The sequence below is a fragment of the Isoptericola jiangsuensis genome (genome assembly GCF_048320105.1).
In the GTDB taxonomy this organism is placed as follows: domain Bacteria; phylum Actinomycetota; class Actinomycetes; order Actinomycetales; family Cellulomonadaceae; genus Isoptericola; species Isoptericola jiangsuensis_A.
On record NZ_CP182942.1, the window covers coordinates 2,320,815 to 2,344,987 of the forward strand.

The window sequence follows — 24,173 nt, forward strand, 5'->3', positions numbered from 1 at the left end:
CACCGTGACGGTGCACCACCTGCGCGCCGCGGGCTCGAGCCTCGTGCTCGACGCCCGCGGCGACGCGGTCCCCGTCGTCCTGCACTGGGGCCAGGACCTCGGCCCCCTCGACGAGGCGGAGCTCGGTGCTCTCGCCGACAGCCAGGTTCCCGCCGTGACGCCCAGCTCGGTCGACCTGCCGCTGCGCGTCCGGCTCGTCCCGACGCCTGCGGACGGCTGGCCCGGGTCCCCCGGTCTGGTGGGTTGGCGGCCGCAGGACCCGACCGCGAGCGCAGCACGGCCCGCCCTGCGGCAGGTCGCGCCGTCGACGGGGACGACCGGTCCGGAAGGCGCCGCCGTCGTCGTGACCCTCGGTGACGCGGCGGCACGGCTCGAGGTCGCCGCCCGTCTCGTCCTGGACGCGCACGGTGTCCTGGAGGTGACGCTGTCCGTGACCAACCGGGGGCCGGGTCCGTACGTCCTCGACGCCCTGCGGACACACCTGCCGCTCCCGGCGCAGGCCACCGAGGTGCTCGACATGACCGGCCGATGGGGTGCCGAACGTCGCCCCCAGCGTCACCGGCTGGGCGACGGGCTGTGGTCACGGTCCGCGCGTCACGGCCGCCCCGGGCACGACGCACCCTTCGTGACCGTGGTGGGCACACCGGGGTTCGCTTTTCGGCACGGTGAGGTGTGGGCCCTGCACCATGCCTGGAGCGGCGACTCGGACGTCCGGGTCGAGCGTCATCCGGGCGGTCCTGCGCTGATCGGTGCGGGTGAGCTGTGGGGTCCGGGCGAGGTCGTCCTGGCTCCCGGGGAGACGCACACGTCACCGCGCACCCTGGCCGCGTGGTCCGCAGCGGGGCTGGACGGGATCTCCGACCGTTTCCACGCGTGGGTCCGGGGCCGGCCGGGGCGTGCACGGCGCCCGCGCCCCTTGACGCTGAACACCTGGGAGGCCGTCTACTTCGAGCACGACCTGGACCGCCTGCGCAGTCTCGCCGACGCCGCTGCCGACGTCGGCGTGGAACGGTTCGTGCTCGACGACGGCTGGTTTCGCGGCCGGCGCGACGACACCGCTGCGCTGGGTGACTGGACCGTCGATCCCGACGTGTGGCCCGCCGGGCTCCACCCGCTGGTGTCGCACGTGCAGAGCCTGGGCATGGAGTTCGGGCTCTGGGTGGAGCCCGAGATGGTCAGCCTCGACTCGGATCTGGCACGGGCGCATCCCGACTGGGTGCTGCGCGGCGCTCCTGGTCGGATGCCGTTGGCGTCCCGGAACCAGCAGGTCCTCGACCTGTCCTGTCCCGGGGCGTACGCGCACGTGCGTGACGCGCTCGTGCGACTCCTGGAGGAGTACCCGGTCAGCTACCTCAAGTGGGACCAGAACCGGGACGTCCTCGACGGGCCCTCGCGCGCCCAGGTGCTGGCGACCCGGCAGCTGATGACCGAGCTCCGTTCGCGCTTCACCGGCGTGGAGATCGAGTCCTGCTCTGCCGGCGGCGGCAGGGTCGACCTCGACGTCCTGGACCGCACCGACCGCGTCTGGGCGTCCGACACGAACGACGCCCTGGAGCGGCAGTCCGTGCAGCGCTGGACCGGTGTGCTCGTCCCGCCCGAGCTGGTGGGGAGCCACGTCGGCGCGGCACGCTCGCACACCACCGGACGCACCCATGGTCTCGGGCTGCGCCTGGTCACCGCCCTGTTCGGTCATGCCGGGATCGAGGCGGACCTGACGGGGGCGGACTCCGCCACACGGTCGGCGCTGCGGGACTGGGCCGCGCTGGTGCGAGAGCTGAGCGGCCTGGTCTCCACGGGTCGCACCGTGCGCGCCGACCGGGCGGACGACACGTGCTGGGTGCACGGACTGGTGTCACCCGACGGCTCCGAAGGCGTCTTCGCCGTGGTGACGAGGACGTCGAGCACGGCGACGACACCTGCGCCGATGGTCCTGCCAGGGCTGGACGCCCGACGGCGCTTCCGGGTCGAGCGTGTCGAGCTGGGAGAGGTGCTCGCCGTCGAGGACGCGCCTCCGCCCTGGTGGGCCGCCGGCGGGTGCGAGGTTCCCGGCGCCGTCCTCAGCAGCGTCGGCCTGCCGCTGCCGTGCCTCGCGCCGGAGCAGGCCGCCCTGGTGCGCGTCCGAGCGACGCCCTAGCTGCAGCCGGTGCCGTCGAGGCGTGCAGGTGTCGCGGCGCGGTGCTGCCAGGATGAGGTCCATGCCGTCCTTCCGTCGCACCGGTGCCACGACGTTCGAGCCCTCGGAGCAGGTCGGGGGTGCCTGGAGCACCGCCGAGCAGCACGTCGCGCCGACGTTCGGCCTGCTGGCGCACCTGGTGGAGGCGGACCGGGTGGCGCGCGGACGCGACGACCTCGCCGTCGTGCGGCTCTCCTACGACATCTGGGGCACCTACCCGCTGACGACGATGACGACGGCGGTGCGGGTGCTGCGGCCGGGGCGCGGCGTGGAGCTCGTGGAGGCGGAGATGTCGTGCGGCGGGCGCCGCAGCGTGACGCTGCGCGCGTGGCTCGCGGCCCGCGGGGACACGGCGGACCTCGCCGCGGGGACGCCGTCGCCGGTCCCCGGCCCGCAGGACGTTCCCTCGTGGGACCCGACGTCGGACTGGCCGGGCGGGTTCGTCGCGTCCCTGGAGGTGCGGCGCGGCCTGGTCGAACCGGGTCGCGGCGTCGTGTGGGTGCGCACCGGCGTGCCGCTGCTCGACGACGAGGCCGTCTCCGGGCTCGCCCGCACGGCGGGCCTGCTCGACGTCGCCAACGGGATGTCGGTGCGTGCCGACCCGCGTCGTGTCGCGTTCCCCAACCTCGATCTCACCGCGCACCTGCACCGCCTGCCCGACGGCGGCTGGCTGGGCCTGGACACGACGGTCACGTTCGGTGCGGGCGGGACGGGGCTGACGAGCGCCGTCCTGCACGACGTCGCGGGTCCGTTCGGGTCGCTCGCCCAGGCGCTGGTGGTGCGCCCGCTGGGCTGACCTCCGCGCCCCGGCTCAGAGCGCGATCGCGGTCCCTGCGAGCGCGAGGTAGACCCCGCCCGTGACACGGCTGACGCGCCGGCGCGAGCGCGCCGACGCCCGCAGTCGCCGGGAGAACCTTCCGGCCAGCACCGCGAAGGTCGCGTCGACCGCGGCGGCCAGCAGCACGAACAGCAGACCGAGCAGGACGAGCTGCCCGGTGGCCCCGCCCCGGTCGGCGCTGACGAACTGGGGCAGGAACGCGAGGAAGAAGATCGCCGTCTTGGGGTTGAGGACGTCCACGAGCACGCCGTCGGCGAAGAGTCGCCACCCGCGGGGCCGAACCAGGTCCGCGTCGTCGCCGGCCGCCTGCCGGACCCGCAGCAGCTCACGGGTCCCGAGCCACACGAGGTAGGCGACACCGGCCCAGCGCACCGCCTCGAACAGCACCGGCGAGCGGGCGATCAGGGCTCCGAGTCCGACCGCCGCGACGAGGACGTGCACCGTCGCGCCCGTCTCCAGCCCGAGCACGGACAGCAGGCCGGCACGCCGTCCGTGCGCGGTGCTGCGCGCGACGACGTACGCGACCGACGGGCCCGGGACGGCCAGCGTGACGAGGGAGGCGCCGAGGAAGCCCAGCAGCAGGGGCAGGCTCGGGAGGTACAGGTCCATGTCCTCCAGGGAGGGCACGGAGGGCTCCCTTGTGACGCGTCGCGCGCCGGAACCGGCGTACGGTCGGAAGGAACGACCCGAGGAGGACATCCATGACGTACACCGCCGACGACGGCACGACCCTGCCCACGATCGGCTTCGGCACCTACACCCTGCGGGGCGAGGCCGGGGCCGAGACCGTGGCCTCCGCGCTGCGCACCGGCTACCGGTTGATCGACTCGGCGTTCGCCTACCGCAACGAGGGCTCGGTCGCCGAGGGGGTGCGGCGCAGCGGCGTCCCGCGCGAGGAGGTGATGGTGACCTCCAAGCTGCCCGGTCGCGACCAGGGGTACGACGACGCGCTGGAGACCGTCACGGAGAGCGTCTACCGCAGCGGCCTCGGCTACCTCGACCTGTACCTGATCCACTGGCCGAACCCGGGCCGCGACCAGTACGTCGAGGCCTGGCGGGCCCTGATCGAGGCCCGCGAGCGCGGCCTGGTGCGGTCCATCGGGGTGTCGAACTTCCTGCCCGCGCACCTGGATCGTCTCGTGGTCGAGACGGGGGTCTCACCGGCGGTGAACCAGGTCGAGCTGCACCCGTACTTCCCGCAGGCCGAGCAGCGCGCGTACGACGCCGCCCACGGGATCGTCACCGAGGCGTGGAGCCCGCTGGGTCGCGCCAACGAGATGCTGCAGGACCCGGTGCTCACCGGCATCGCCCAGTCCTACGACGTCGGCGTGGGCGAGGTGATCCTCGCCTGGCACGCCCGTCTCGGCGTGGTGCCGCTGCCCAAGGCGAGCTCGCCGGAGCGGCAGCGGGCCAACCTGGCGGCCGTCGACCTCACGCTGTCGGACGCCGACGTGGCGGCCATCACCGACCTCGCACGACCCGACGGGCGCATCGCGAACCAGGACCCCGCCGTCTACGAGGAGCTCTGAGGGGCCTTCCCCCGCCCCGCCGCCGGGCGCAGGGGCCGACCCAGGGGCCGACCCGGTTCGCGGGGCGTACGTTCGGTGCATGACCCATCGCACCCTCATCGACGGCCTGACCCTGCCCGACATCGGGTTCGGCACGGGCGGCCTCAAGGGCCGCCACGGCGCGGCCGTGATCACCTCCGCCCTGCAGTCCGGGTACCGCCTGGTCGACTCGGCAGTCAGGTACGAGAACGAAGGCGCGGTCGGCGCGGCCGTGCGGGCCAGCGGCGTGCCCCGCGACGAGATCGTCGTCACCTCCAAGCTCCCGGGCCGCCACCACGCCCACGACCAGGCGGTCACCGCGATCGAGGAGAGCGTGTACCGCACGGGTCTGGACCACGTGGACCTGTACCTGATCCACTGGCCGAACCCGTCGAAGGACCTGTACGTCGAGGCGTGGCAGGCGCTGATCGAGGCGCGCGAGCGCGGTCTGGTCCGCGCCATCGGGGTGTCGAACTTCCTGCCCGGGCACATCGACCGGCTCGTGGCCGAGACGGGCGTGACGCCGGTGGTCAACCAGGTCGAGCTGCACCCGTACTTCCCGCAGGCCGAGCAGCGCGCCTACGACGCCGCCCACGGCATCGTCACCGAGGCGTGGAGCCCCATCGGGCGGGCCGGTGACGTGCTCACCGACCCGGTGCTGACACGGATCGCCGCCGCGCACGGCACGAGCGTGGCGGGCGTGATCCTGTCCTGGCACGTCCGGCTCGGCGTCCTGCCGCTGCCGAAGGCCAGCACGCCCGAGCGCCAGCGGGCGAACCTCGGCGCGGCGGGCGTGGAGCTCACCGACGCCGACGTCGCGGCGATCGCAACGCTGGCCCGGCCCGACGGCCGGAACAACGACCAGGACCCGGCGGTCTACGAGGAGTGAGCCGGCGACGGGGTGGGACGGGCCGCGGTCAGCCGCGGTCGGAGCGCGCCGCCTCGACGTCGTCCACGCTCCGCCCGCCGTCCGCGCCGTCCGCGCCGTCGTCGTCCGCGTCGTCCGGGCCGTCGTCGTCCCGTCGTCGTCCCAGCGAGAGCGTCGCCGCCAGGCCCAGGAGCAGGAACCCGCCCGCGGTCCACGCCGACCAGCGGGTGCCGTGCGTCAGCGCAGCGCCGGCGGCGTCCGCGACCTCGGCCGTGCCGGGGTCCTGCGCCAGGCCGGCGATCGCGCCGCCGGAGCTGTCGACGACGGCGTCCACGACGCTCGTGCGCTGCTGCTCGGGAATCCCGGCGTCGGCGAGGCGCGCGTCGAGGTCCGCGGCCGTCGTGCTGAACAGGACGGTGCCGAGGATCGCGATGCCGAGCGCGGAACCGACCTGGCGGGCGGTGCTCTGCGTGCCGGAGGCCGCGCCGGACACCTCGACGGGGACGTCGGCGAGCACGACGCCCGTCAGCTGGGCGGTCGCCAGGCCGACGCCGAAGCCGTAGACGACGAGCATCGGCACGATCGTGGTCCAGGTGGACTCGGGCGACGCGATCACGCCGATGCCGACGACGCCGACGATCTCCGCCACGATGCCGGTGCGGACCACGGCCACCGCGCCGAAGCGCTGGGTGAGCGGCTGGGCGGCGCCGCTGGCCACGAAGGAACCGCCGGCGAGACCCACGAGGATCCAGCCGGTCTGCAGGGCGTCGTAGCCGAGCACGTTCTGCAGCCAGATGGGCAGCGACAGCAGGAGGCCGAACTCGCCGAGGGAGACCACGAGGGCGGCCACGTTGCCGTTGCGGAACGACCCGATGGCGAACAGGTCGAACGGGATGAGCGTGGGGAGCCCCTGGCGGGCGCGGACGATCCCGCGACGGACGAACCAGAACCCGGCGAGCAGCCCGACGGCGATGGCGACGGGGACGGGTGACACCGGTGCGGGCCACCATCCGGCCGCGTCGTCGAGCGTGGTCCACCAGCCGAGCGAACGGCCCTCGATGAGACCGAACACGATCCCGCCGAACGTCACGACGGACAGGCCTGCGGCCACGACGTCGGTGCGCCGGGCGTCGTGTGCGCGGGACTCGGTGACGAACACGGCGGCGGCGGCGAGGATGAGCACCCCCAGGGGGATGTTGATGCCGAACGCCCACCGCCAGGAGTACGAGGTGGTCAGCCAGCCGCCGAGGAGCGGGCCGAGCGCGGCCATCCCGCCGATCGTGGACCCCCACACGGCGAACGCGATGCCGCGTTCGCGGCCGCGGAACGTCGCGTTGATGATCGACAGCGTGGTGGGCAGGATCATCGCGCCGCCGAGGCCCTGCACGAGGCGCGCCCCGATGAGGACCGCCCCGGAGGGTGCGAGCGCCGCCAGGAGCGACGACGCGGCGAAGACCGCCACGCCGATCATCATCACGCGCCGTCGTCCCCAGCGGTCGGCGTAGACGCCGCAGACGAGCAGCAGGGAGGCGAACACCAGGGTGTAGGACTCCTGCACCCACTGCACCTGGGTCGAGTCGATCCCCAGGTCGGCCACGATGGACGGGATCGCCACGTTGACGATGGTGGAGTCGACGATGATGAGCGACACGGCGACCGAGACGGTCACCAGTGCGAGCCAACGACGGCGGTCGTGCATGAGGCCCCCTAGATACACAGCATGCTGAGTAATTCAGCGACCACCTTACGCCCGCTCGCCGGGGTCGGCACCGCACTGGCGCCGGAGCAGTTGGACCAGATACCCCCTGGGGTATACCTTCGACCCATGAAGATCGTGATCGTGGGTGGAGTCGGCGGCGGCATGAGCGCCGCCGCGCGCGCCCGCCGACTGTCCGAGGACGCCGAGATCGTCGTCCTCGACCGCGGCGAGCACGTGTCGTTCGCGGGCTGCGGCCTGCCCTACCACGTGGGTGGGGAGGTGCCCGAGGGTGACCTCCTCGTCCAGACCCCTGCGTCGCTGCGGGCGTCGCTCGCCCTCGACGTCCGTACCCGGCACGACGTCGTCGCCCTCGACACCGCGCACCGCAGCCTCACGGTCCGCACCCCCGACGGCGAGGAGCAGATCGGCTACGACGCCCTGCTCCTCTCCCCCGGCGCCCGCGCCGTGCGCCCACCTGTCCCCGGCCTCGACTCCCCCCGCGTACGCACCCTGCGCACGATCGCCGACGCCCGCGAGCTGCGCGCTGCCGTCCAGGGCGGCGCCCGCCACGCCGTCGTCCTCGGGGCCGGTTTCATCGGCCTGGAGGCGGCGGAGGCGCTCGCCTCGCAGGGCGTCGACGTGACGCTCGTCGAGACGGCCGGCCACCCGCTGCCACCGCTGGAGCCCGAGCTCGGCACGCTCGTCGCCGACGAGCTCCGCCACCTCGGCGTCACCGTCCGGACCGGCGTCGCCGCGACCGCCGTCACGCACGGCACGGACCACGACGTCGTCGACCTCGGCGACGGTACCCGGGTCGACGCCGACGTCGTCGTCCTCGCCGTCGGGGTCCGCCCCGACACGGACGTGTTCGCCGACGCCGGCATCGTCGTCGAAGGCGGCGCGATCGTCGTCGACGAGCGTGGCCGCACCAGCGCCGACGGCATCTGGGCCGTCGGCGACGCGACCGTCTCCACCGACGCCGTCACCGGCTCACGCCGCCCCGTCGCGCTCGCCGGGCCGGCAGCCCGGGCGGGCCGGATCGTCGCCGACCAGATCCTGCGTCCCGCCACCGCCCGACCACTGCCGACCGCTCTGGGCACCGCCGTCGTGCGGGTCGGTGAGCTCACGGCCGCCACCACCGGTGCCCACCGGACCGCGCTGACCCGCGCGGGCATCGACCACCGCACCGTGCACCTGCACGCCGCTCACCACGTGGGCTGGTTCCCGGGCGCGGAGCAGATCCACCTCGTCGTGCACGTCGGGACGGGAGACGGACGCGTGCTCGGGGCGCAGGCGGTGGGACGCTCCGGGGTGGACAAGCGCATCGACGTGCTCGCCACCGCGATCCGCGCCGGGCTCACCGCCGACGACCTCGTCGACCTCGACCTCGCCTACGCCCCACCGTTCGGTGCCGCGAAGGACCCTGTCAACCTCGCCGGGATGGTGGCCGCCAACACCCTCGACGGCACCCTGCGCCTCTGGTACGCCGAGGACGTCGACCAGGTGCTGGGCACCGCGCTCGTGCTCGACGTCCGCAGCGCGGACGAGGTGGCGCAACGACACCTGCCGGACTCGCTGCACGTGCCGCACACGGAGCTGCGCGAACGTCTCGACGAGGTCGTCGCGGCGGCAGCCGGCCGGCCGGTGCGGGTCCTGTGCGGATCGGGGGTGCGTTCGCACCTCGCGCACCGCATCCTCGACCAGGCCGGGCTCGACTCCGCGTCGCTGTCCGGCGGCATGCTGACCCTGCAGGCCGTCCTCGCCACCCGGGGCAGCGACCTCGGCGGCCTCCTCGTCGCCGCCGAGCCTGCCCTCGTCCACTGATCCCCGTCCGAGAGGAGACCTCCGTGGTCGTCAACGATCCCGACGCCCAGCGTCGGGTGCTCAACCGGCTCAAGCGTGCCCGCGGACAGCTCGACGCCGTCATCGCGTCCGTCGAGCAGGGCGGCCGCTGCCGCGACGTCGTCACCCAGCTGTCCGCCGTCTCCAGCGCGCTGGACCGGGCCGGCTTCGCCATCATCGCCACCGCGATGAAGGACTGCGTGGCCGACCCCGAGCAGGCCGCCGCCGACGAGGACGGCCTCACCACCGCCGAGCTCGAGAAGCTCTTCCTCAGCCTCGCCTGAGCCCACCCCGAAGGAGACCCACCCATGTGTCAGCCGACCACGTGCCGCACCTGCGGCAGGACCACCTGGACGGGCTGCGGGATGCACGTCGACGACGTGCGCCGCGCCGTCCCCGCCGCGCAGTGGTGCGACGGGCACGACGAGCCCGCCCGCGGCGGCTTCCTGTCACGCCTCCTCGGCGGGCGCTGACGCCGTCGGGCGGGTCGGCTCAGGACTCGGTCTGGCGCTCCTCGACCCAGTGCTTGCCGACGGCGACCACCCGGCCGAGGTTCACCGTCCACCCGACGCCCCACACGCGCGGCCCGATGATCGTGGGGTTCTCGGGCGCCCACAGACGCTCCTTGACGCGTTCGAGCGTGGGGAACCGGAGCTCGTAGGGCACGAACCCCGCCACGGTGCCGTGCCAGGTGCGCTCGTCGGGGTCCTTGCGGAGCTCGGTGGCGACGGCCGCGGCGACGAGCGCCAGCGACACCACCTTCATCGCGGTACGGAACCCGCTCTTCTTCTTGCTCGACGTCATGGGATGCCTCCGTCGGTCGGTGCGATCGGCTGGTGCGCCTGGACCCATCGTGCCGCGAGAACGGCGTGCGGTCTACGGGGCCTGCGGATCGGCGGTCCGTGGACCCCACCGGACGAACGCGAAGGCGACGCACAGCCCCACCACGGCGAAGACGAGCCAGGCCGCCCAGGACCCGACCCCCGACGTCCCGCCCCAGGTGTACAGCAGACCGCCGGCCAGGTTGCCCGCGATCCCACCGGCCGCCTGGGCCAGTCCCAGCGTCCCGAAGTAGGAGGCGACGGCGGACCCGTCGGCGAGGTCCGACACGACGGCGTTCATCACGGGCTGGGAGAGCATCTGACCCACCGTGAACAGCAGCACGCCCGCGACGAGCCCCGCCACCGTGCCCCACAGCCCCATGACCGCGATGCCGCCACCCAGCGCCATGGCGCCCAGGGCGAGGATCTTGCGACGCTCCAGGTGCCGCGACGCGAAGCCCGTCAGGGGCAGCATCACCGCCACCATGAACACGGCGGCCACGGTGTAGACGAGCCCCACGCCGAGCGCGCCCGGCAGGACGGCGGTCGCCCGGACGGGGACCACCAGGTACAGCTGGGAGACGAGGAACCACAGCGCCCCGGCCAGGACGCAGTAGCGCACGAAGACCCGGTCGCGCAGGGCGGCACCGAGCCGCGCACGTCCGCCGTCCCCGACGGTCAGGCCGGCAGGGAGGCCCACCACGGTGATCACGAACGCCACGAGGAACAGCGAGGCCGCGCCGAACGCGACCCACCGGAACTCCAGCCCGGCGAGCAGACCGCCCACGACGGGCCCCACGACGAACCCGACGTTGGAGAGCATCTCGCGCGTGGAGTACACGCGCACCGTGTCACGCCCGACGGAGAGCGCCGTGTACGCGGCATAGCTGGCCGGGTGGAACAGGGCCCCGCCGAGGCCGGTCAGCACCGACCCGACCACGAGCAGCGGCGTGCTGGTCACCGACCCCAGGACGGCGAACCCGGCGGCCCGCACCAGCACCCCGCCGGCGATCGCACGCCGGTAGCCGATGCGGTCGGCGACCCAGCCCGACAGGGGCATGATCCCGTTCTGGGACGCGGACCGCAGCGCGGTCAGCGCGCCGACGACCGCCACGGTGAGGCCGAGGTCCTGCAGGAAGTGGTAGGCGAGCAGCGGGACGAGCATGTAGAACCCGATCGCCATGGTGAGGGTGTCGCCGTACAGGACCCACAGCGCACCGTTGCCCGGTCGGCCGGACTCCCGCCGCCTCACTCCGTGTCGCCCACGAGGTCCCCGGGCTCCTCCTCGCGCGCGGGCCAGGTCCGCACGGCGAGGTCCAGCGGCAGCGACAGCAGCACGAACGGCCCGATGGTCGGCAGCACCACGCAGATGCCGACGACGGCGGCCGCCAGGACCAGGACGAGGAGCGCGCGCCCCGGCGAGCCGACGACGAGCGTCGCCGCGTGCCCGGCCCAGGACCGCAGATCACCCTCCCGGTCCCGGGAGGAGGACACCGGGACCAGGAGGAGCATGAGGAGCAGCGCGCACGCGACGGGCACGGCGGCGCCGACGAGGAGGGCTGCGAGGCCGGCGCCCGACGTGGCGAACCGGCTCAGGAGGAACAGCACGTCGATCACCAGGAGGGCCACGGCGACACCGACCACCAGGCCGGCCCGCCAGGTGCGCCGCCACGTCGCCCGCAGCTCGCGCAGCAGGCTGGTGACGACGGCGTCGTCCCCCTGGACGTGCCAGACGGACAGGGCCCGGGCGAGCGCCACGGCGACCGGCAGGAGGGTCACCAGCGGCACCGCGAGGACGAACGCGACGAGCCCGCCGAGCACGATGTTGGCCGGGTAGGTCAGCAGGCGCAGCGTCGTCGCCTCCCAACCTCCCGTCCGTCTCGGCGGGCTCGTCGTACTCATGCCGGCGCCCCCGCGCGGTCGACCGCCTCGGTGCGCCCGGCGAAGCCCTTCCCGGTGACGGCACCCGCGGAGGCCTCGGGGACCTCGGGCTCGAGCAGCAGGGTGACGGTCTCGCTGACACCGTCCCGCACGATCCGCACGACGACGGTGTCGCCGTCCTGCTCCGCGCTGACCTCGGCCGACGACTCGTCGTTCCACGCCCTCGGCTCGAGGACGCTGAGGAACCGGCCCTGGGTCGTCGGAGCCGTCGAGCGCCGCAGCGTGTGCTGGACCTTCTCGATGGCGAGGCTCGGCGTGGACGACGTCGGGTTGGCGTGCACCGGCGTCGGCACGACCTCGACGTGGTCGGCGTCGTCGAGCGCGGTGACCAGCAGGTTCCCGCTGCCCGCCTCGGCGACCCACCGGCCCTCGCCGCGGGCGGCGGCCGGGTTCTCCGTCTGGAGCAGGAACGTCCAGGTCCGGGGGGTCTGCGCCCGCAGGTCGTCCAGCACGACGACGTTCCCCGCCGGCGTCAGGACGAGGTGCCGGCGAGCGCGGGTCACCTCGAGCGACGGGTCGTACATCGCCGCGGTCTCGCTCACCGCGTGCACCCAGCCGTCGGCGAGCGTGGCGGTCACGATGTGGGCCTCGTGCTCCTCGGCCAGGTTCTCGAAGACGTGGTACCGGTCCTCGTTGACGAAGCCCTGGCCGTCCACCAGCACCGCGTTGTGGTGCTCGGTGCGCTTGCGGGAGGAGTACCCCTCGTCGAGAGCGAGGTAGGCGCCGTGCCCGAGAAGGGTGAACGTGCCCGAGTCGGGGTGGTGGTGCCCGGCGTTGAGGGTCGTCCAGCCCGTCTCCCGCTTGATGCGGTGCGACGTGTCCCAGGCCTTGTGTCCGCCACCGGGCGAGGCCTTGAAGGACACCATGACGGCGTCCGGCTCCCACGAGGTGCGGCCGACGACGAGGCCGAGGTCGGTGAACCACCGGCTCGTCGGCAGGTCCTCGGGCCCGCTGACGGGAGCCGTCGGGTCGAACCACAGCAGCTCCTGGTACGCCTCGGCGCGCACGCCCGGGCGGACGCCCGACTCGTAGGCCTCCCGCCAGAAGAACTCCGAGGCGACCTTGTCGGCCAGCCACTGGCACTGCGGGATGCGGTACTCCGCGGCGAGCTTGTAGTACATGGCCACCGGGTGGCCGCTGCGACGGTCGTGGCAGTCGCCGTGGTCGACGATCCGCTCCAGGTCGGGGGCAGCCTGGTACAGCCGGTACCAGAAGGTCTCGCGCAGGTAGTCGCTGGTGGCGAACCAGTCGATCCCCTCGGTGGACTTCAGCACGTCGAGGTAGGTCACCAGCCACGGCACGCCGTAGCGCCAGTAGACGACGCCCTCGTTGTTCGAGCCGTCCTCGGGGAGCATCTCCAGGACGGTGCGGAAGTTCTCCTTGGCGCGCTCGGTCCACTCCTGGGCGGGGGCGTGGTCGTCGCGCAGGGCGTAGCCCGCGGTCGCCAGACCGGCGTAGCAGATCCAGTTGTGGTTCTGCCAGTACGACGACGACCACCAGCCGCCCTCGGACTCCACGGCGAACTCGTACAGCCGGGTGCCCTGCAGGATCAGCTTGTCGCGCAGCGCCTCGCGCTCCGCGGGCTCGAGCGCGTCGCCGGCCCACGAGTAGGCGAGGCCGAGGCCGTGCAGGAGCCAGCCGGCGTCCAGGTCGTGGTCCGGCATGTTCGCCCGACCCCAGTGCGGGAACGACAGGGCCGGGGCGAGCCAGCGGCGCAGCTCGTCCAGGTAGTGCGACTGGCCGGTCAGCCGGTGCGCGAGCGCCAGGTTCGCCGCTCCGGCACCCAGGTAGGTGATGGAGGCGAGGGGGTGCTCGTCCGGGAGCGGGAGCTCCCGGTAGCGGGCGCACTCGTCCAGCAGGCGTCGGAACTGGGGGCTGCGGACGCCGTCGAGCTCGGCCCGGAGCGCGTCCTCGCGGTCGGCGATGAGCAGGGGGCGGGTCATGGTGCTACCTCGATCGTGTGTGCTGCCCCGTCGGGGCCGGTCGGTCGGAACGTCGCGCCGCCGTCGGGCGCGATCTCGATGTCCACGGCCTGCGGAGGGCGTGAACCGTGATGGTAGAGGGAGGCGAGCACGGCGTGCTCGGCCGCGGCGACGGTCCAGTCGGCGACGTCGCGCGTCGCCGCCGGGTCGTCGGAGGGTCCACGACCCGGGCCGACGACGAGCGCGGCGGGTGCCGCGGACGTGGTGGAGGCGTGGAACCCGTGCAGGGTCGCGCCGTCCGGAGCGGTCCAGATGGTCTCGGCGCCGCCGCCGCGGGTGCGGACGGCGAGCTCGACGGCCGGGCGCAGAGCCAGGGCCAGGTCACGCGGGGAGTCGGTCTCGACCACCGTCACGTCGGCCACGCAGTCGGTGCCGAGCTGCAGGGTGCGACGCATCCGCACCCCCGGGTACGGCTCGGCGGAGACCACGACGCACCCGGCGGCCGGGTCCCACCGCTCGACGCGGCCGGTGACGGGATCCTGGTCCGCGCCGGCGACCCGCACCGTCGGGTGGGCGACGGTGCGTGCGTAGTGACCGTGCCGCAGCGGGCTCGCGTACGGCGGCACGCCGGGGGCGGGCTGCCAGGGCGCCGCCCCGTAGAGGTAGGCCGCCAGCTTGTCGTGGTGCCCGTGGGAACCGCCGTGCGGGCCGGCGTCGACCACGACCTGGAACGTGTCGTCCGCGTCGCGCAGGACGGCGTAGCCGACCTGCTCGAACAGGACGCTGTCGCGCGAGGGCGCCCTGACCTGGACCGGTCCGCCCGCGAACCAGTCGGTCAACGACGCCTCCAGTCCGTCGTCGGCGTCCCCCACCCGATCCCGGGCGAACCGCTCGACCGTGTCGAGGCCCACCGGCGTCACGAGGCCGCGGGCGAGGGTGGCGATCTCGAGCACCTCACGGTGCGCCGGGACCCGGTCGTACGGTCCGTCGTGCAGCGCGGGGATCCGCCCGTCCGGGGCGGCGACCTCCGCGAGCACCCGGATCATCGCCGCGATCTTCTCGACCGCGGTGCCGGGGAGGTCGGCGGGGTCGGCATCGCGCAGCGCGAGCAGGTAGGCCCGCAGCACGAACAGGTGGTAGTAGGTCGAGCCCTCCCACTCCCATCCGTCGTCGCCGACGGCGAGCTCGACGTGCCGCAGCACCCGGTGGCGCCACTGGGCGTGGATGTCGTCCGGTGCGCCGAGCGCCCGGGCCACCAGGGCGCCCGCCGCGCCGAGCCACGCGGTGTAGTTGTTCCGCTCGTCCTGACGCTCCTCGACCAGGACGGCGTAGGACTGCTCGATGGTGGCCAGCAGGTCCTCGAACATCTCCTCCACGGAGGGCGCGAGCGCGCCCGGCCCGAGGACGATCGCGGCGTCCGCCACCTGCACGGCCCACTGCGCCTCGGTGAGGGCCTGGGCGAACAGCCGGCCGCGCAGCATCCACGGCTCCGCGTCCTCGTTCCACCCCGGCCCGACCGCGCCCGCGTAGACCTTGGCGTACTCCTCCAGCATCGCGACCGCCGTCCGACGGTCCTCCACCGCACCGGTGGCGGCGGCCCGGTGCGCCGTCCGACGGAGCTCACGGGCGCAGGCCTGGTGCTCCAGCACCCGGTGCGCGCCGTCGGCCCGGGGGCCGACGACGAGGCAGCCTCGGGAGCACCGGTGCCCGTCCCCGTCAGGGCCGACGAGCTCGGTCCCGTGCGTGGGGCACACGTAGTCGTGCCACCAGCCACCGGGTGCGGTGGGGATGCGCGTCATCGGAAGTTCAGTCCTCCGTTGATGTCCAGGACCTGGCCGGTGACGTAGGCGGCGGCGTCCGACGCGAGGAACGTCGCGACGGCCGCCACGTCCTCGACCGTGCCGGCGCGACCCAGCGGGATGCCGGCCACGATCCCGGCCTGCGCCTCCGGCGGGGTGAACGCGTCGTGGAACGGGGTGTCGCCGATGAAGCCCGGCGCGAGCGCGTTCACGGTGACACCGGCGCCCGCGAGCTCCTTGGCGAGACCGCGGGTGAACCCCACGACGCCCGCCTTGGCGGCGGCGTACGCCACCGAGCCCGCGCCGCCGCCGTTCTCCGCGGCGAGGGAGGCCATGGTCACGACACGGCCGGAGCCGCTGCTCGTCAGGTGCGGCACCGCGGCACGCGTGACGTAGAAGGTGCTCGAGACGTTGACGCCCCACACCTTCGCCCAGTGCTCGTCCGACATCTCCGCGATGGTGGAGCGCCCGACGAGGTGGCCGGCGTTGTTGACCACGATGTCCAGGCCACCGAAGGCCTCCACGGCCCCGGCGACGACGTCGGCCGCGGCGGCGGGGTCGGTCAGGTCGCCCTGCAGCGCCACCGACCGCCGTCCGAGGCCCTGGATCTTGTCGACCACGTTGGCGGCGGCGTCGGCGCTGTGCGCGTAGTGCACCGCGACGTCCGCACCGGCTTCGGCCAGCGCCAGCGCCAGCGCGGCACCGATGCCGTGCCCTGCGCCGGTCACGAGTGCGCGGCGGTCCGTGAGGTCGTGCAGCATGGTTCCTCTTTCCTTGTCTGAACTGCGGGCCGTCACTTGATGCCCGAGTTCGTGAATCCCTGGATGAAGTACTTCTGGGTCATGATGAACAGCAGGACCATCGGCACCGTCGCCAGCGTGGTCCCGGCCATCAGGTAGTGCCACGAGGTGTTGTCGAGCTGCTGGAAGACGGCGAGGCCGACCTGGATGACGCGCAGCTCGTCGGTGGTGGTGACGAGCAGCGGCCACAGGAAGTTGTTCCAGCTGTCCTGGAAGGTCAGCAGGCCGACCGTCGCGATCGCCGGCTTGATGAGCGGGGTGTAGATCTGCGCGAAGATGCGGAACTCACCCATGCCGTCGATGCGTGCAGCCTCTTCGAGCTCCTTGGGCAGCGACAGGTAGAACTGCCGGAACAGGAAGATGGAGGTGGCGCTGAGGCCACCGGGGATGATCAGCGCCCACCAGGTGTTCAGCCATCCGCTGCCGCCCTGGCCGAGGATGTCGTTGCCGCCGAACAGCGGCATGAACTTCACGATGAGGAACTGCGGCACGATCTTCGTGTAGGTCGGGATCATCAGCATCGCGACCAGCGACAGGAAGACGATCTCGCGACCGCGGAACCGGATGCGCGCCAACGCGTACCCCGCCATCGACCCGATCACCAGCGTGATGAGGGTGTGGCCCGTGGCGATGATGAAGCTGTTGCGGAAGTAGACGTCGAACGGGGCGGCGTCCAGCGCCTCCGCGTAGTTCGACCAGTGCCACTCCTGCGGGAAGAACGTGGGCGGGAACTGCGCCAGCTCGGACGGTGACTTCACCGAGGTGAAGATCATCCACACGAAGGGCACGAGCATCGTGAGCGCGCCGATCATGAGCAGCACGTGCAGGATGATGCTGTTGCGACGCCGCACGCCTCGGTTGGTGCGTCGCGGCGTCGGTGCCGGGGTGCTGGTCACCGGGTCCGCCGTCTCGGGCTTGGGGGCGAGGAGTGCCATCAGTGGTCCTCTCGGGTGGCCCGTCGCCCGAGCAGGGTCATGACGAGCAGGAAGAAGAACAGGACGACGGACTGCGCCGAGGCCATGCCCATGCGGAACTCCTCGAAGGCGGAGCGGTAGACCTCGTAGGTCATCATCGTCGTGGCGTTGGCCGGTCCGCCGTTGGTGAGGACGTAGACCTGGTCGAACACCTGGAACGCGTTGATGATCGAGATGACGAGCACGAAGAACGTGGCCGGCTTGAGCATCGGGACGGTGATCGCGAAGAACTTGCGCACCGTGGAGGCGCCGTCGACGGAAGCTGCCTCGTAGAGGCTCTCGTCGACGTTCTGCAGGGCCGCGATGTAGATGAGCATCTTGATGCCGATGCCCTGCCACGCACCCACGAGGACGACGGACCAGAGGGCCCAGTCAGGGTCGGCGAGCCACGCCTGCCCGGGGATGCCGAACATCGCGAGGAACGCGTTGAGCAGACCCTGCTGCGGGTTGAAGATCCACAGCCAGACCATCGCGATGGCGACGGTGGCGGTCACCTGGGGCAGGAAGAACGCCGTGCGGTACCACTTCTGCAGCCGCAGCCCCTGGTTGAGCGCGACCGCGATGACGAGCGCGACCGCCATGGAGACGGGCACCGTCCAGAAGGTGTAGACGATCGTGTTCCACGTCGCCTTGCGGAAGACGGGGTCCTGGACGATCTCGATGTAGTTGTCGATCCCGATCCACTTGGGCGGGGAGAAGACGTTGTAGTCCGTGAAGCCCAGGGCAAAGGTGGCGATCACCGGGATGGCCGTCCACAGCCCGATGTGGAGCAGGGACGGCGTGACCATCAGCCAGCCGGTGCGCCGCAGCTTGCGCTCCGCGGGCGAGTACCGGTGACGCCGGACGGGCGCTGGCGAGCGCTGCGCGGTCCGGGGTCCGACCGGGGTCTCGGTGCGTGACATGGTTCCCACTTCGTTCGGGGAGCGTCGGGACGGATCCCGTCCCGACGCTCCGACCTGCATGGTGGTCAGCGATCCATCGCGGTCTGGACGAGGTTCGCGAGGTCGTCCAGAGCCTGCTGGGGCTCCACCTGACCGAGCAGCGCGGACTCGATGGCCGGCGCGAAGTCACCACGGACCTCGAGCCACTCGGGCGGGCCACCCTCACGCTTGGCCAGCTCGAGGTTCTCCATGGAGAACTGCACGAAGCGGTTGGACTGCACGTAGTCGCTGTCGAGGAGCTCGGTCAGCGCCGGCACGTTGCCACGCTGCTCGTTGGCCGCGAGGGCGGCGTCCGGGCTGGCGAGGAACTCGAGCAGCGCCTGAGCCGCCTCCGGGTGGTCGGAGGTGGCCGAACGGGTGGCGAGCGTGCCGCCGAAGAACATGCCCGGAGCAGCGCCCTGGATGACGAACGGCTCGAGGTTGTCGAGCATCTCCGGGTCGGCCTCGAGGCCCTGGGTCCACAGGTTGTTGTGCGCGATACCCATGGCGGCACGGCCGTTGAGCAGCGGGTTCACCGTCTCGTCGGTCGAGGAGAAGCCGATGTCCTCGACCTCGTACTCGTTGATGAGGTCGGTCATGAGCTGCAGGGCGGACACGCCCTCCGGGCTGTTGAACGTCGGGGTGGTGACCGACTCGTCGAACAGGTCGGCGCCCGCGGAGAACAGCATGGTCTCGAAGGCCTGACGTGCGTCGAGCGAGAGCATGTCGAACCCGGCACGCTCCAGGGTGCCCTTGTCGTCGCGGACCGTGAGGGCCTGCGCCATCTCGACGAGCTCCTCCCACGACGAGGGGGGCGCGTCGTAGCCGGCCTCCTCCAGCAGGTCCATGCGGGCCACGCCGTAACGCGTGTCGAGCATGATCGGCACCGCGTAGACGCCGTCGTTCCAGGTGCCGGCGTCGACGATCGCGGGCGTGTAGGACTCGAGGAGCTGGTCCTCGGTGAGCCCCAGCTCGCTGAGGTCGGCCAGGAGGCCGCGCTCGGCGAAGCCCTCGATCCAGCCGACGCCCATCATCATGACGTCGGGGACGGCGCCGGAGACGGCGGCCGTGGTGAGCTTCTCGTTGAGGTTGCCGTAGGTGGTGTAGTCCACGGCGACGGTGACGTCGGGGTACTCCTCGTAGAACTGCGGGAGCAGCTCGTCCTCGAGGAGCTTCTGACCTTCGGTGCCCTCGAAGATGGGGGTGAGCAGCGTGATGTCCCCGGAGACCGAACCGTCACCGCTGCTCTCGGCCGGAGCGGTGTCCGAGCTGCAGGCGGAGAGGCCCAGGGTGAGGGCCGTCAGTGCACCGGCGGCCGCGAGGCCTTGCCGGGCGTGACTCTTCCTGATCATCATTGATCCTTCACGTGTTGTGCGGGTGGCGGCTGTGCCGGCTCCGGTCTTCCGGAGTTGGTGTAACGATGCACCAGGCTATGCACCGACGATCGAGTTCGTCAACACGCTGGGAAAACTGCGGATGTTGCGGTTTGGACACGGTCCTCGATGTTTGAGTCAGACACCCAGGATCGCTATAGTCGTTATATCGATGCACCGTCGCTGCGGTGTCCGTGCCTGCCGCTGACGACGAAGGAGCAACCGTGACGCGCGTGACGATCCAGCAGGTGGCCAAGGCCGCCGGGGTCTCCCCCAGTACCGTCTCGAACCTCCTCAACGGCAGGACCGAACGCATGGTCCCCGCCACCCGGGACCGCATCACCCGCGCCATCGCCGACCTCGGCTACCGCCCCAACCGGGCCGCCCGGCAGCTGCGCACCGGCCGTGCCCAGACCGTCGGCCTCATCGTCCCGTCCGTGGGCAACCCGTTCTGGGGATCCTTCGCGCGCGAGCTCGAGGTCGCTGCGCTCGAGGTCGGGTGCAGCGTCCTGCTCTGCAACAGCGAGCGGAACCCCGAGCGCGAGCGCCGCTACGTCGAGGAGCTGTGGGACGACGGTGTGCGCGGCATCGTGCTCTGCTCGTCCCTGCCGTCGCTGGACCACCTGGCCGACGTCGTCTCCCGCGGCCTGCGCCTGGTGACCTTCGACCGCCCGGCACAGCCCGGGGACCCCGACAGCGTGGTCAGCGTCAGCATCGACAACCACGTGGGCGGGTTCCTCGCCGCCGAGCACCTCACCTCGCAGGGCCACGAACGCCTCACGTTCGTCTCCGGCTCGCTGGCGTCCGTCAACCGGACCGGTCGGTTCCGCGGCTTCTGCACCGCGCTCGAGGCGGCCGGCCTCGACCCCTCCGCCATGCCGATGTGGACCGGCATCGAGGACACGCCGTTCGGGGACGTCGAGGCGGCCGACGTCGGCCGCCAGGCGGCCCACGCCCTGTTCTCCGGGGACGAGGAACCCCCCACCGGCGTCGTCGCCATCAACGACATGACCGCGCTCGGCTTCTGCCGCGGGCTGCGGGACCTGGGGCTGCGCGTCGGCCGGGACGTCTCCGTGGTCGGCTTCGACGACATCATCCTCGCCGACCTCTACGACCCGCCGCTCACCACCGTCCGCCAGCCGATCGCCCGCATGGCCGCCCTGGCGCTGGACGAGGTCCTCGCCGAGGAGGCCCGCGAAGCCGGGCGCTCGGTGCTCCTGCGTCCCGAGCTCGCGGTCCGCGAGTCGACCGCGCCGCCGGCCCTCGCCGTCGGGTCCACGACGCCCACGGCCGCGGCCGCGGCCACCTCCGCGTCCCTGACCCCGAGCCAGAACGGTGGTGCCCGGTGAAGCTGGTCCGACTCGGCGCGCCCGGCGCGGAACGACCCGGCGTCGTCGTCGGGGACGGCCGGTACGTGGACGTGGGCGACCTGGTGGCCGACCTGGACGAGTCCACGCTGGCGGACGACCTGAGCCGGCTCGCGCCGGTCGTGGCCGAACGGGTCGCGGCCGGCCTGGACCGTCCCGTCGGTGACCAGCGCGTCGGCCCGCCGATCGCGCGCCCCCACCAGATCCTCTGCGTCGGCCTGAACTACCGCGACCACGCCGAGGAGATCGGCGCCGACATCCCGGACCTGCCGATCGTCTTCACCAAGGCCCCCAACTCCCTGTCCGGGCCGTACGACGACGTGCGCGCACCGCGCGGGTTCACCCAGCTGGACTGGGAGGTCGAGCTGGGGGTCGTCGTCGGGCGCCGTGCGAGCTACCTCGCCTCGCCCGCGGAGGCCCGCGACCACGTCGCCGGCTTCGTGGTCTGCAACGACATGAGCGAGCGCGCCTTCCAGAACGACCACGGCGGCCAGCTCCTCAAGGGCAAGTCCGCCGAGACGTTCAACCCGTGCGGCCCGTGGCTGGTCACGCCGGACGAGATCGAGGACGTGGGCGGCCTGGGCCTCTGGCTCGACGTGTCCGGCGAGCCCCGGCAGCGTGGCACCACGGCGACGATGGTGCTGGACCCCTACGAGATCCTCTTCCACCTCAGCCAGTACATGGTCCTGGAGCCGGGCGACCTGGTGAACACCGGGACCCCGCCCGGCGTCGCGGCCGGCATGGCCGAACCCGCCTGGCTGCAGCCGGGCGACGTCATGACCCTCGGCATCGACGGGCTCGGCGAGCAGCGCCTGCGCGTGGTCGCGCCGCGATGACACCGCACCCCGGACCCGTCCTCACCGTCGGGGAGACCATGGTCCTGGTCGGCAGCACCCGACCGGAACCCCTGCAGCACAGCACCCAGATGTCGCTCGGCATGGGTGGCGCGGAGAGCAACGTCGCGATCGGTCTGCGCCGCCTGGGGACCCCGGCCGCCTGGATCGGACGGGTCGGGGAGGACTCCGCCGGAGACCTCGTGGAACGCCTGCTGCGCGGGGAGGACGTCGCCACCACCTGCCTGCGCGACGGCGGCGCCCCGACCGGCCTCATGCTCAAGGAGCGCCGCTCCACGATGGAGACGCGCATCTGGTACTACCGCGCCGGGAGCGCCGGCTCGCGCCTGGCGCCAGGGGACGTGCCCGACGACGCGCTGCGGTCGGCGTCGATGGTCCACCTGACCGGCATCACGCCGGCGCTGTCGCCCTCGGCCCTGGCGCTGACGCTCGACGTCGTGGCCCGGGCCTCGCAGCTCGGCGTCCCGGTGTCGTTTGACCTCAACTACCGCTCGTCGCTCTGGACCGCGCAGGCGGCGCGCGACCTCTACCTGCAGGTCGTCCCGCGCTGCGAGCTCGTGTTCGCGGGCACGGACGAGGCGGAGATCCTGGGCTGCGGCGGGCCGGACGCCGAGACCGCCGCCAGGCGGATCCGCGACCTCGGCGCCGGCACCGCCGTCGTCAAGCGCGGGCCGCAGGGTGCTGTCGCGGCAGCCGCGTCGGGCACCTTCTCCGCGCCGGGCGTGCCCGTCGAGGTCCGGGACACCGTCGGGGCCGGGGACGCGTTCGTCGCCGGATTCCTCGCGGACCACCTGGCGGGGCGCGACGTGGCGACCTGCCTGGCGACCGCGACCGCCGTGGGCGCCTACGCCTGCACCGGCGACGGGGACTGGGAGGTGCTGCCGCGCCGGGGCGACCTCGCCCGCCTGACGAGCACCGAGCCCGTCGTCCGGTAGCCGGTCGTCCGGTAGCCGGTCGTCCGGTAGCCGGTCGTCCGGTAGCCGGTCGTCCGCTGCTCCGTCGTCACCACGTGTCGACGACGCGGTGCATCGCGTCCAGGGAGCGCTGCACGTCCTCGCCCCCCGTGCCGGAGCGCATGATCACGTGCAGGCCCAGCAGGAACGTGATCAGCAGGTCGGTCCGGTGCTGCAGCACCGTGGCGTCGTCGGGCCGACCGGGGAGCGTGCGCCGCACGAGCGTGGCGAGCACCTCCCGCATGCGCGCACGGTGGTCGGCGGCGAAGTCGTAGCCCGGGAGCTCCCCGCGCAGCTCGTTGGTGGCCATGACCATGAGGCACCCGTCGCGGCCCCGCTCGGAGACGGCGTCGATGCCGAAGAGCTCGAGGAAGCGGTGCACGCCCTCGACGCCGGACCCCGACCGGTCGATCAGGTCGGTGAACATCGCCATGCGCTCGTCCAGGTAGCGGCGCAGGACGGCGGCGAACAGGGCGTCCTTGCCGCCGAAGGTCCGGTACAGGCTCGGCTTGTGCACGCCGCTGGCCGCCACGAGGTCCGCCATCGACGTCCGCGCGTACCCCTGCCGCCAGAACAGCGCTGTCAGGCGGTCGAGTACCTCGTCCGCCTCGAACGCCCGCGGGCGTCCCACCGGGGCCTTCCCCTGCATCCCCATCCCCCCATCGTACGAGCGCCGACGACACGCCCGGGTGCGCGCCGTCGACTTGCTTAGTTCAGTACCACTCGGTACACAATAGGGGTACCCGCGAAGTACCGCGACGACGAGGGAGGACCCCATGGTCGACTTCACGCTGCACGACGAGAGCACCGCCCCGCAGGAGAGCCAGGAGCTGCTGGCCGCCTCGAAGAAGAACTTCGGCAGGATCCCCGGCCTGCACGCGGTGATGGCCGAGGCCCCCGGCCTGCTCGAGGGCTACCAGACGCTGCACCGCCTGTTCCAGGACTCCACCTTCGACGCCGAGGAGCTCACGGTCGTCTGGCAGTCGATCAACGTCGAGCACTCCTGCCACTACTGCGTGCCCGCCCACACGGCGATCGCCAAGGGCATGGGCGTCGACGACGAGATCATCGACGCGCTCCGGGACGGCACCCCGCTGCACGAGCCCCGGCTCGAGGCGCTGCGCACGTTCTCCCTGGCGATGGTCCGCGAGCGCGGCGACGTCGACGACGCCACCGTGCAGGCTTTCCTCGACGCCGGGTTCACCCAGCGCCAGGTGCTCGAGGTCGTCCTCGGCATCGCCCAGAAGGTGATGTCGAACTACACCAACCACCTCGCCCGGACGCCGATCGACGAGCCGAACCGCAAGTACGAGTGGAACGGCACCGTCGTGCCGAGCTGAGCACACCACGCACCACGCACCACCCGGGTCCGGGTGTCCTGCCGAGCGGCAGGACACCCGGACCTTTCTTTGCTTGACGGTGCATCGATTTACCATGTGCGCGCGGAGCGAGTGGTGCGTGGCCCGCGTCAGGAGCCCCGAA

General features: G+C 72.6%; 23 protein-coding genes. 11 read left to right on the forward strand and 12 right to left on the reverse strand.

Features of this window, described 5'->3' with window-relative positions:
* The first annotated feature begins 4 nt into the window (after nt 1-4).
* Nucleotides 5-2,134, forward strand: coding sequence for an alpha-galactosidase (locus tag ACNHYB_RS10825; RefSeq protein ID WP_418275353.1), 2,130 nt, complete (start codon nt 5-7; stop codon nt 2,132-2,134).
* A 61-nt stretch (nt 2,135-2,195) separates the two neighbouring features.
* Nucleotides 2,196-2,969, forward strand: coding sequence for a thioesterase family protein (locus ACNHYB_RS10830; protein WP_418275354.1), 774 nt, complete (start codon nt 2,196-2,198; stop codon nt 2,967-2,969).
* 15 nt (nt 2,970-2,984) lie between these two features.
* Here the strand turns inward: ACNHYB_RS10830 and ACNHYB_RS10835 are convergent, their stop codons facing one another.
* Nucleotides 2,985-3,638: a LysE family translocator gene (locus tag ACNHYB_RS10835; protein ID WP_418275355.1), complete on the reverse strand. Its 654-nt coding sequence runs from the start codon at nt 3,636-3,638 to the stop codon at nt 2,985-2,987.
* 74 nt (nt 3,639-3,712) lie between these two features.
* Between ACNHYB_RS10835 and ACNHYB_RS10840 the strand changes: the two genes are divergently transcribed.
* Nucleotides 3,713-4,540, forward strand: a complete 828-nt coding sequence (locus ACNHYB_RS10840) for an aldo/keto reductase (protein ID WP_418275356.1) — start codon at nt 3,713-3,715, stop codon at nt 4,538-4,540.
* A gap of 79 nt (nt 4,541-4,619) precedes the next feature.
* Entirely contained in the window at nt 4,620-5,447 is an 828-nt protein-coding gene (locus ACNHYB_RS10845; RefSeq protein WP_418275357.1) for an aldo/keto reductase, read from the forward strand.
* 28 nt (nt 5,448-5,475) lie between these two features.
* Here the strand turns inward: ACNHYB_RS10845 and ACNHYB_RS10850 are convergent, their stop codons facing one another.
* Nucleotides 5,476-7,125: an MFS transporter gene (locus ACNHYB_RS10850; RefSeq protein ID WP_418275358.1), complete on the reverse strand. Its 1,650-nt coding sequence runs from the start codon at nt 7,123-7,125 to the stop codon at nt 5,476-5,478.
* Between the two features lie 126 nt (nt 7,126-7,251).
* Here ACNHYB_RS10850 and ACNHYB_RS10855 point away from each other — a divergent pair, with 126 nt between their 5' ends.
* Genes ACNHYB_RS10855 through ACNHYB_RS10865 form a run of 3 tightly spaced genes read left to right on the forward strand, consistent with a single transcriptional unit; the run spans nt 7,252 to nt 9,440 of the window.
* A complete protein-coding gene (locus ACNHYB_RS10855; protein WP_418275359.1) occupies nt 7,252-8,949 on the forward strand; it encodes an FAD-dependent oxidoreductase in 1,698 nt (565 codons plus the stop codon).
* Between the two features lie 23 nt (nt 8,950-8,972).
* Nucleotides 8,973-9,251 (forward strand): metal-sensitive transcriptional regulator, encoded by a 279-nt coding sequence (locus tag ACNHYB_RS10860; RefSeq protein ID WP_418275360.1) that lies wholly within the window; start codon nt 8,973-8,975, stop codon nt 9,249-9,251.
* A 24-nt stretch (nt 9,252-9,275) separates the two neighbouring features.
* A complete protein-coding gene (locus ACNHYB_RS10865) occupies nt 9,276-9,440 on the forward strand; it encodes a hypothetical protein (protein WP_418275361.1) in 165 nt (54 codons plus the stop codon).
* A gap of 19 nt (nt 9,441-9,459) precedes the next feature.
* Here the strand turns inward: ACNHYB_RS10865 and ACNHYB_RS10870 are convergent, their stop codons facing one another.
* From ACNHYB_RS10870 to ACNHYB_RS10910, 9 genes are all read right to left on the reverse strand, one after another.
* On the reverse strand, nt 9,460-9,771 hold the full coding sequence (locus ACNHYB_RS10870; RefSeq protein ID WP_418275362.1) for a DUF5808 domain-containing protein: 312 nt from the start codon (nt 9,769-9,771) through the stop codon (nt 9,460-9,462).
* Between the two features lie 72 nt (nt 9,772-9,843).
* Nucleotides 9,844-11,040, reverse strand: coding sequence for an MFS transporter (locus ACNHYB_RS10875; protein ID WP_418275363.1), 1,197 nt, complete (start codon nt 11,038-11,040; stop codon nt 9,844-9,846).
* Entirely contained in the window at nt 11,037-11,690 is a 654-nt protein-coding gene (locus tag ACNHYB_RS10880; RefSeq protein ID WP_418275364.1) for a hypothetical protein, read from the reverse strand. Before ACNHYB_RS10880 ends, ACNHYB_RS10875 begins: the two co-directional genes overlap by 4 nt.
* Entirely contained in the window at nt 11,687-13,672 is a 1,986-nt protein-coding gene (locus ACNHYB_RS10885; protein WP_418275365.1) for a DUF4962 domain-containing protein, read from the reverse strand. Before ACNHYB_RS10885 ends, ACNHYB_RS10880 begins: the two co-directional genes overlap by 4 nt.
* The gene (locus ACNHYB_RS10890) at nt 13,669-15,450 is read right to left on the reverse strand and encodes a heparinase II/III domain-containing protein (protein ID WP_418275366.1); all 1,782 of its coding nucleotides are present in this window, start codon (nt 15,448-15,450) and stop codon (nt 13,669-13,671) included. The genes ACNHYB_RS10885 and ACNHYB_RS10890 overlap by 4 nt, the downstream gene beginning before the upstream one ends.
* On the reverse strand, nt 15,447-16,211 hold the full coding sequence (gene fabG / locus ACNHYB_RS10895) for a 3-oxoacyl-ACP reductase FabG (RefSeq protein ID WP_418275367.1): 765 nt from the start codon (nt 16,209-16,211) through the stop codon (nt 15,447-15,449). The genes ACNHYB_RS10890 and fabG overlap by 4 nt, the downstream gene beginning before the upstream one ends.
* 32 nt (nt 16,212-16,243) lie before the next feature.
* Nucleotides 16,244-17,185 carry a carbohydrate ABC transporter permease gene (locus tag ACNHYB_RS10900; protein ID WP_418275368.1) on the reverse strand — a complete coding sequence of 314 codons (942 nt, stop codon included), beginning with the start codon at nt 17,183-17,185 and terminating at the stop codon, nt 16,244-16,246.
* Nucleotides 17,185-18,126 (reverse strand): carbohydrate ABC transporter permease, encoded by a 942-nt coding sequence (locus tag ACNHYB_RS10905; RefSeq protein WP_418275369.1) that lies wholly within the window; start codon nt 18,124-18,126, stop codon nt 17,185-17,187. Before ACNHYB_RS10905 ends, ACNHYB_RS10900 begins: the two co-directional genes overlap by 1 nt.
* Before the next feature lie 65 nt (nt 18,127-18,191).
* Nucleotides 18,192-19,496 (reverse strand): ABC transporter substrate-binding protein, encoded by a 1,305-nt coding sequence (locus ACNHYB_RS10910; protein ID WP_418275370.1) that lies wholly within the window; start codon nt 19,494-19,496, stop codon nt 18,192-18,194.
* 245 nt (nt 19,497-19,741) lie between these two features.
* Between ACNHYB_RS10910 and ACNHYB_RS10915 the strand changes: the two genes are divergently transcribed.
* From ACNHYB_RS10915 to ACNHYB_RS10925, 3 genes are read left to right on the forward strand one after another with little or no spacing between them, the layout of a single operon-like run.
* The gene (locus ACNHYB_RS10915; RefSeq protein WP_418275371.1) at nt 19,742-20,866 is read left to right on the forward strand and encodes a LacI family DNA-binding transcriptional regulator; all 1,125 of its coding nucleotides are present in this window, start codon (nt 19,742-19,744) and stop codon (nt 20,864-20,866) included.
* Nucleotides 20,863-21,720, forward strand: coding sequence for a fumarylacetoacetate hydrolase family protein (locus ACNHYB_RS10920; RefSeq protein ID WP_418275372.1), 858 nt, complete (start codon nt 20,863-20,865; stop codon nt 21,718-21,720). The genes ACNHYB_RS10915 and ACNHYB_RS10920 overlap by 4 nt, the downstream gene beginning before the upstream one ends.
* Nucleotides 21,717-22,673 carry a sugar kinase gene (locus ACNHYB_RS10925; RefSeq protein WP_418275373.1) on the forward strand — a complete coding sequence of 319 codons (957 nt, stop codon included), beginning with the start codon at nt 21,717-21,719 and terminating at the stop codon, nt 22,671-22,673. The genes ACNHYB_RS10920 and ACNHYB_RS10925 overlap by 4 nt, the downstream gene beginning before the upstream one ends.
* Before the next feature lie 67 nt (nt 22,674-22,740).
* Here ACNHYB_RS10925 and ACNHYB_RS10930 read toward each other — a convergent pair whose 3' ends face one another.
* Nucleotides 22,741-23,346, reverse strand: a complete 606-nt coding sequence (locus ACNHYB_RS10930; protein WP_418275374.1) for a TetR/AcrR family transcriptional regulator — start codon at nt 23,344-23,346, stop codon at nt 22,741-22,743.
* A gap of 121 nt (nt 23,347-23,467) precedes the next feature.
* On the opposite strand from ACNHYB_RS10930, the gene ACNHYB_RS10935 reads away from it, so the two are divergent.
* The gene (locus ACNHYB_RS10935; protein WP_418275375.1) at nt 23,468-24,031 is read left to right on the forward strand and encodes a carboxymuconolactone decarboxylase family protein; all 564 of its coding nucleotides are present in this window, start codon (nt 23,468-23,470) and stop codon (nt 24,029-24,031) included.
* Nucleotides 24,032-24,173 lie beyond the last annotated feature (142 nt).

Coding starts and splice junctions, on each gene's coding strand:
- ACNHYB_RS10830 (WP_418275354.1), top strand. CDS start 2,196: ATGCCGTCCTTCCGTCGCACCGGTGCCACGACGTTCGAGCCCTCGGAG.
- ACNHYB_RS10840 (WP_418275356.1), top strand. CDS start 3,713: ATGACGTACACCGCCGACGACGGCACGACCCTGCCCACGATCGGCTTC.
- ACNHYB_RS10845 (WP_418275357.1), top strand. CDS start 4,620: ATGACCCATCGCACCCTCATCGACGGCCTGACCCTGCCCGACATCGGG.
- ACNHYB_RS10850 (WP_418275358.1), bottom strand. CDS start 7,125: ATGCACGACCGCCGTCGTTGGCTCGCACTGGTGACCGTCTCGGTCGCC.
- ACNHYB_RS10855 (WP_418275359.1), top strand. CDS start 7,252: ATGAAGATCGTGATCGTGGGTGGAGTCGGCGGCGGCATGAGCGCCGCC.
- ACNHYB_RS10865 (WP_418275361.1), top strand. CDS start 9,276: ATGTGTCAGCCGACCACGTGCCGCACCTGCGGCAGGACCACCTGGACG.
- ACNHYB_RS10870 (WP_418275362.1), bottom strand. CDS start 9,771: ATGACGTCGAGCAAGAAGAAGAGCGGGTTCCGTACCGCGATGAAGGTG.
- ACNHYB_RS10880 (WP_418275364.1), bottom strand. CDS start 11,690: ATGAGTACGACGAGCCCGCCGAGACGGACGGGAGGTTGGGAGGCGACG.
- ACNHYB_RS10885 (WP_418275365.1), bottom strand. CDS start 13,672: ATGACCCGCCCCCTGCTCATCGCCGACCGCGAGGACGCGCTCCGGGCC.
- ACNHYB_RS10890 (WP_418275366.1), bottom strand. CDS start 15,450: ATGACGCGCATCCCCACCGCACCCGGTGGCTGGTGGCACGACTACGTG.
- fabG (WP_418275367.1), bottom strand. CDS start 16,211: ATGCTGCACGACCTCACGGACCGCCGCGCACTCGTGACCGGCGCAGGG.
- ACNHYB_RS10900 (WP_418275368.1), bottom strand. CDS start 17,185: ATGGCACTCCTCGCCCCCAAGCCCGAGACGGCGGACCCGGTGACCAGC.
- ACNHYB_RS10905 (WP_418275369.1), bottom strand. CDS start 18,126: ATGTCACGCACCGAGACCCCGGTCGGACCCCGGACCGCGCAGCGCTCG.
- ACNHYB_RS10910 (WP_418275370.1), bottom strand. CDS start 19,496: ATGATCAGGAAGAGTCACGCCCGGCAAGGCCTCGCGGCCGCCGGTGCA.
- ACNHYB_RS10925 (WP_418275373.1), top strand. CDS start 21,717: ATGACACCGCACCCCGGACCCGTCCTCACCGTCGGGGAGACCATGGTC.
- ACNHYB_RS10930 (WP_418275374.1), bottom strand. CDS start 23,346: ATGGGGATGCAGGGGAAGGCCCCGGTGGGACGCCCGCGGGCGTTCGAG.
- ACNHYB_RS10935 (WP_418275375.1), top strand. CDS start 23,468: ATGGTCGACTTCACGCTGCACGACGAGAGCACCGCCCCGCAGGAGAGC.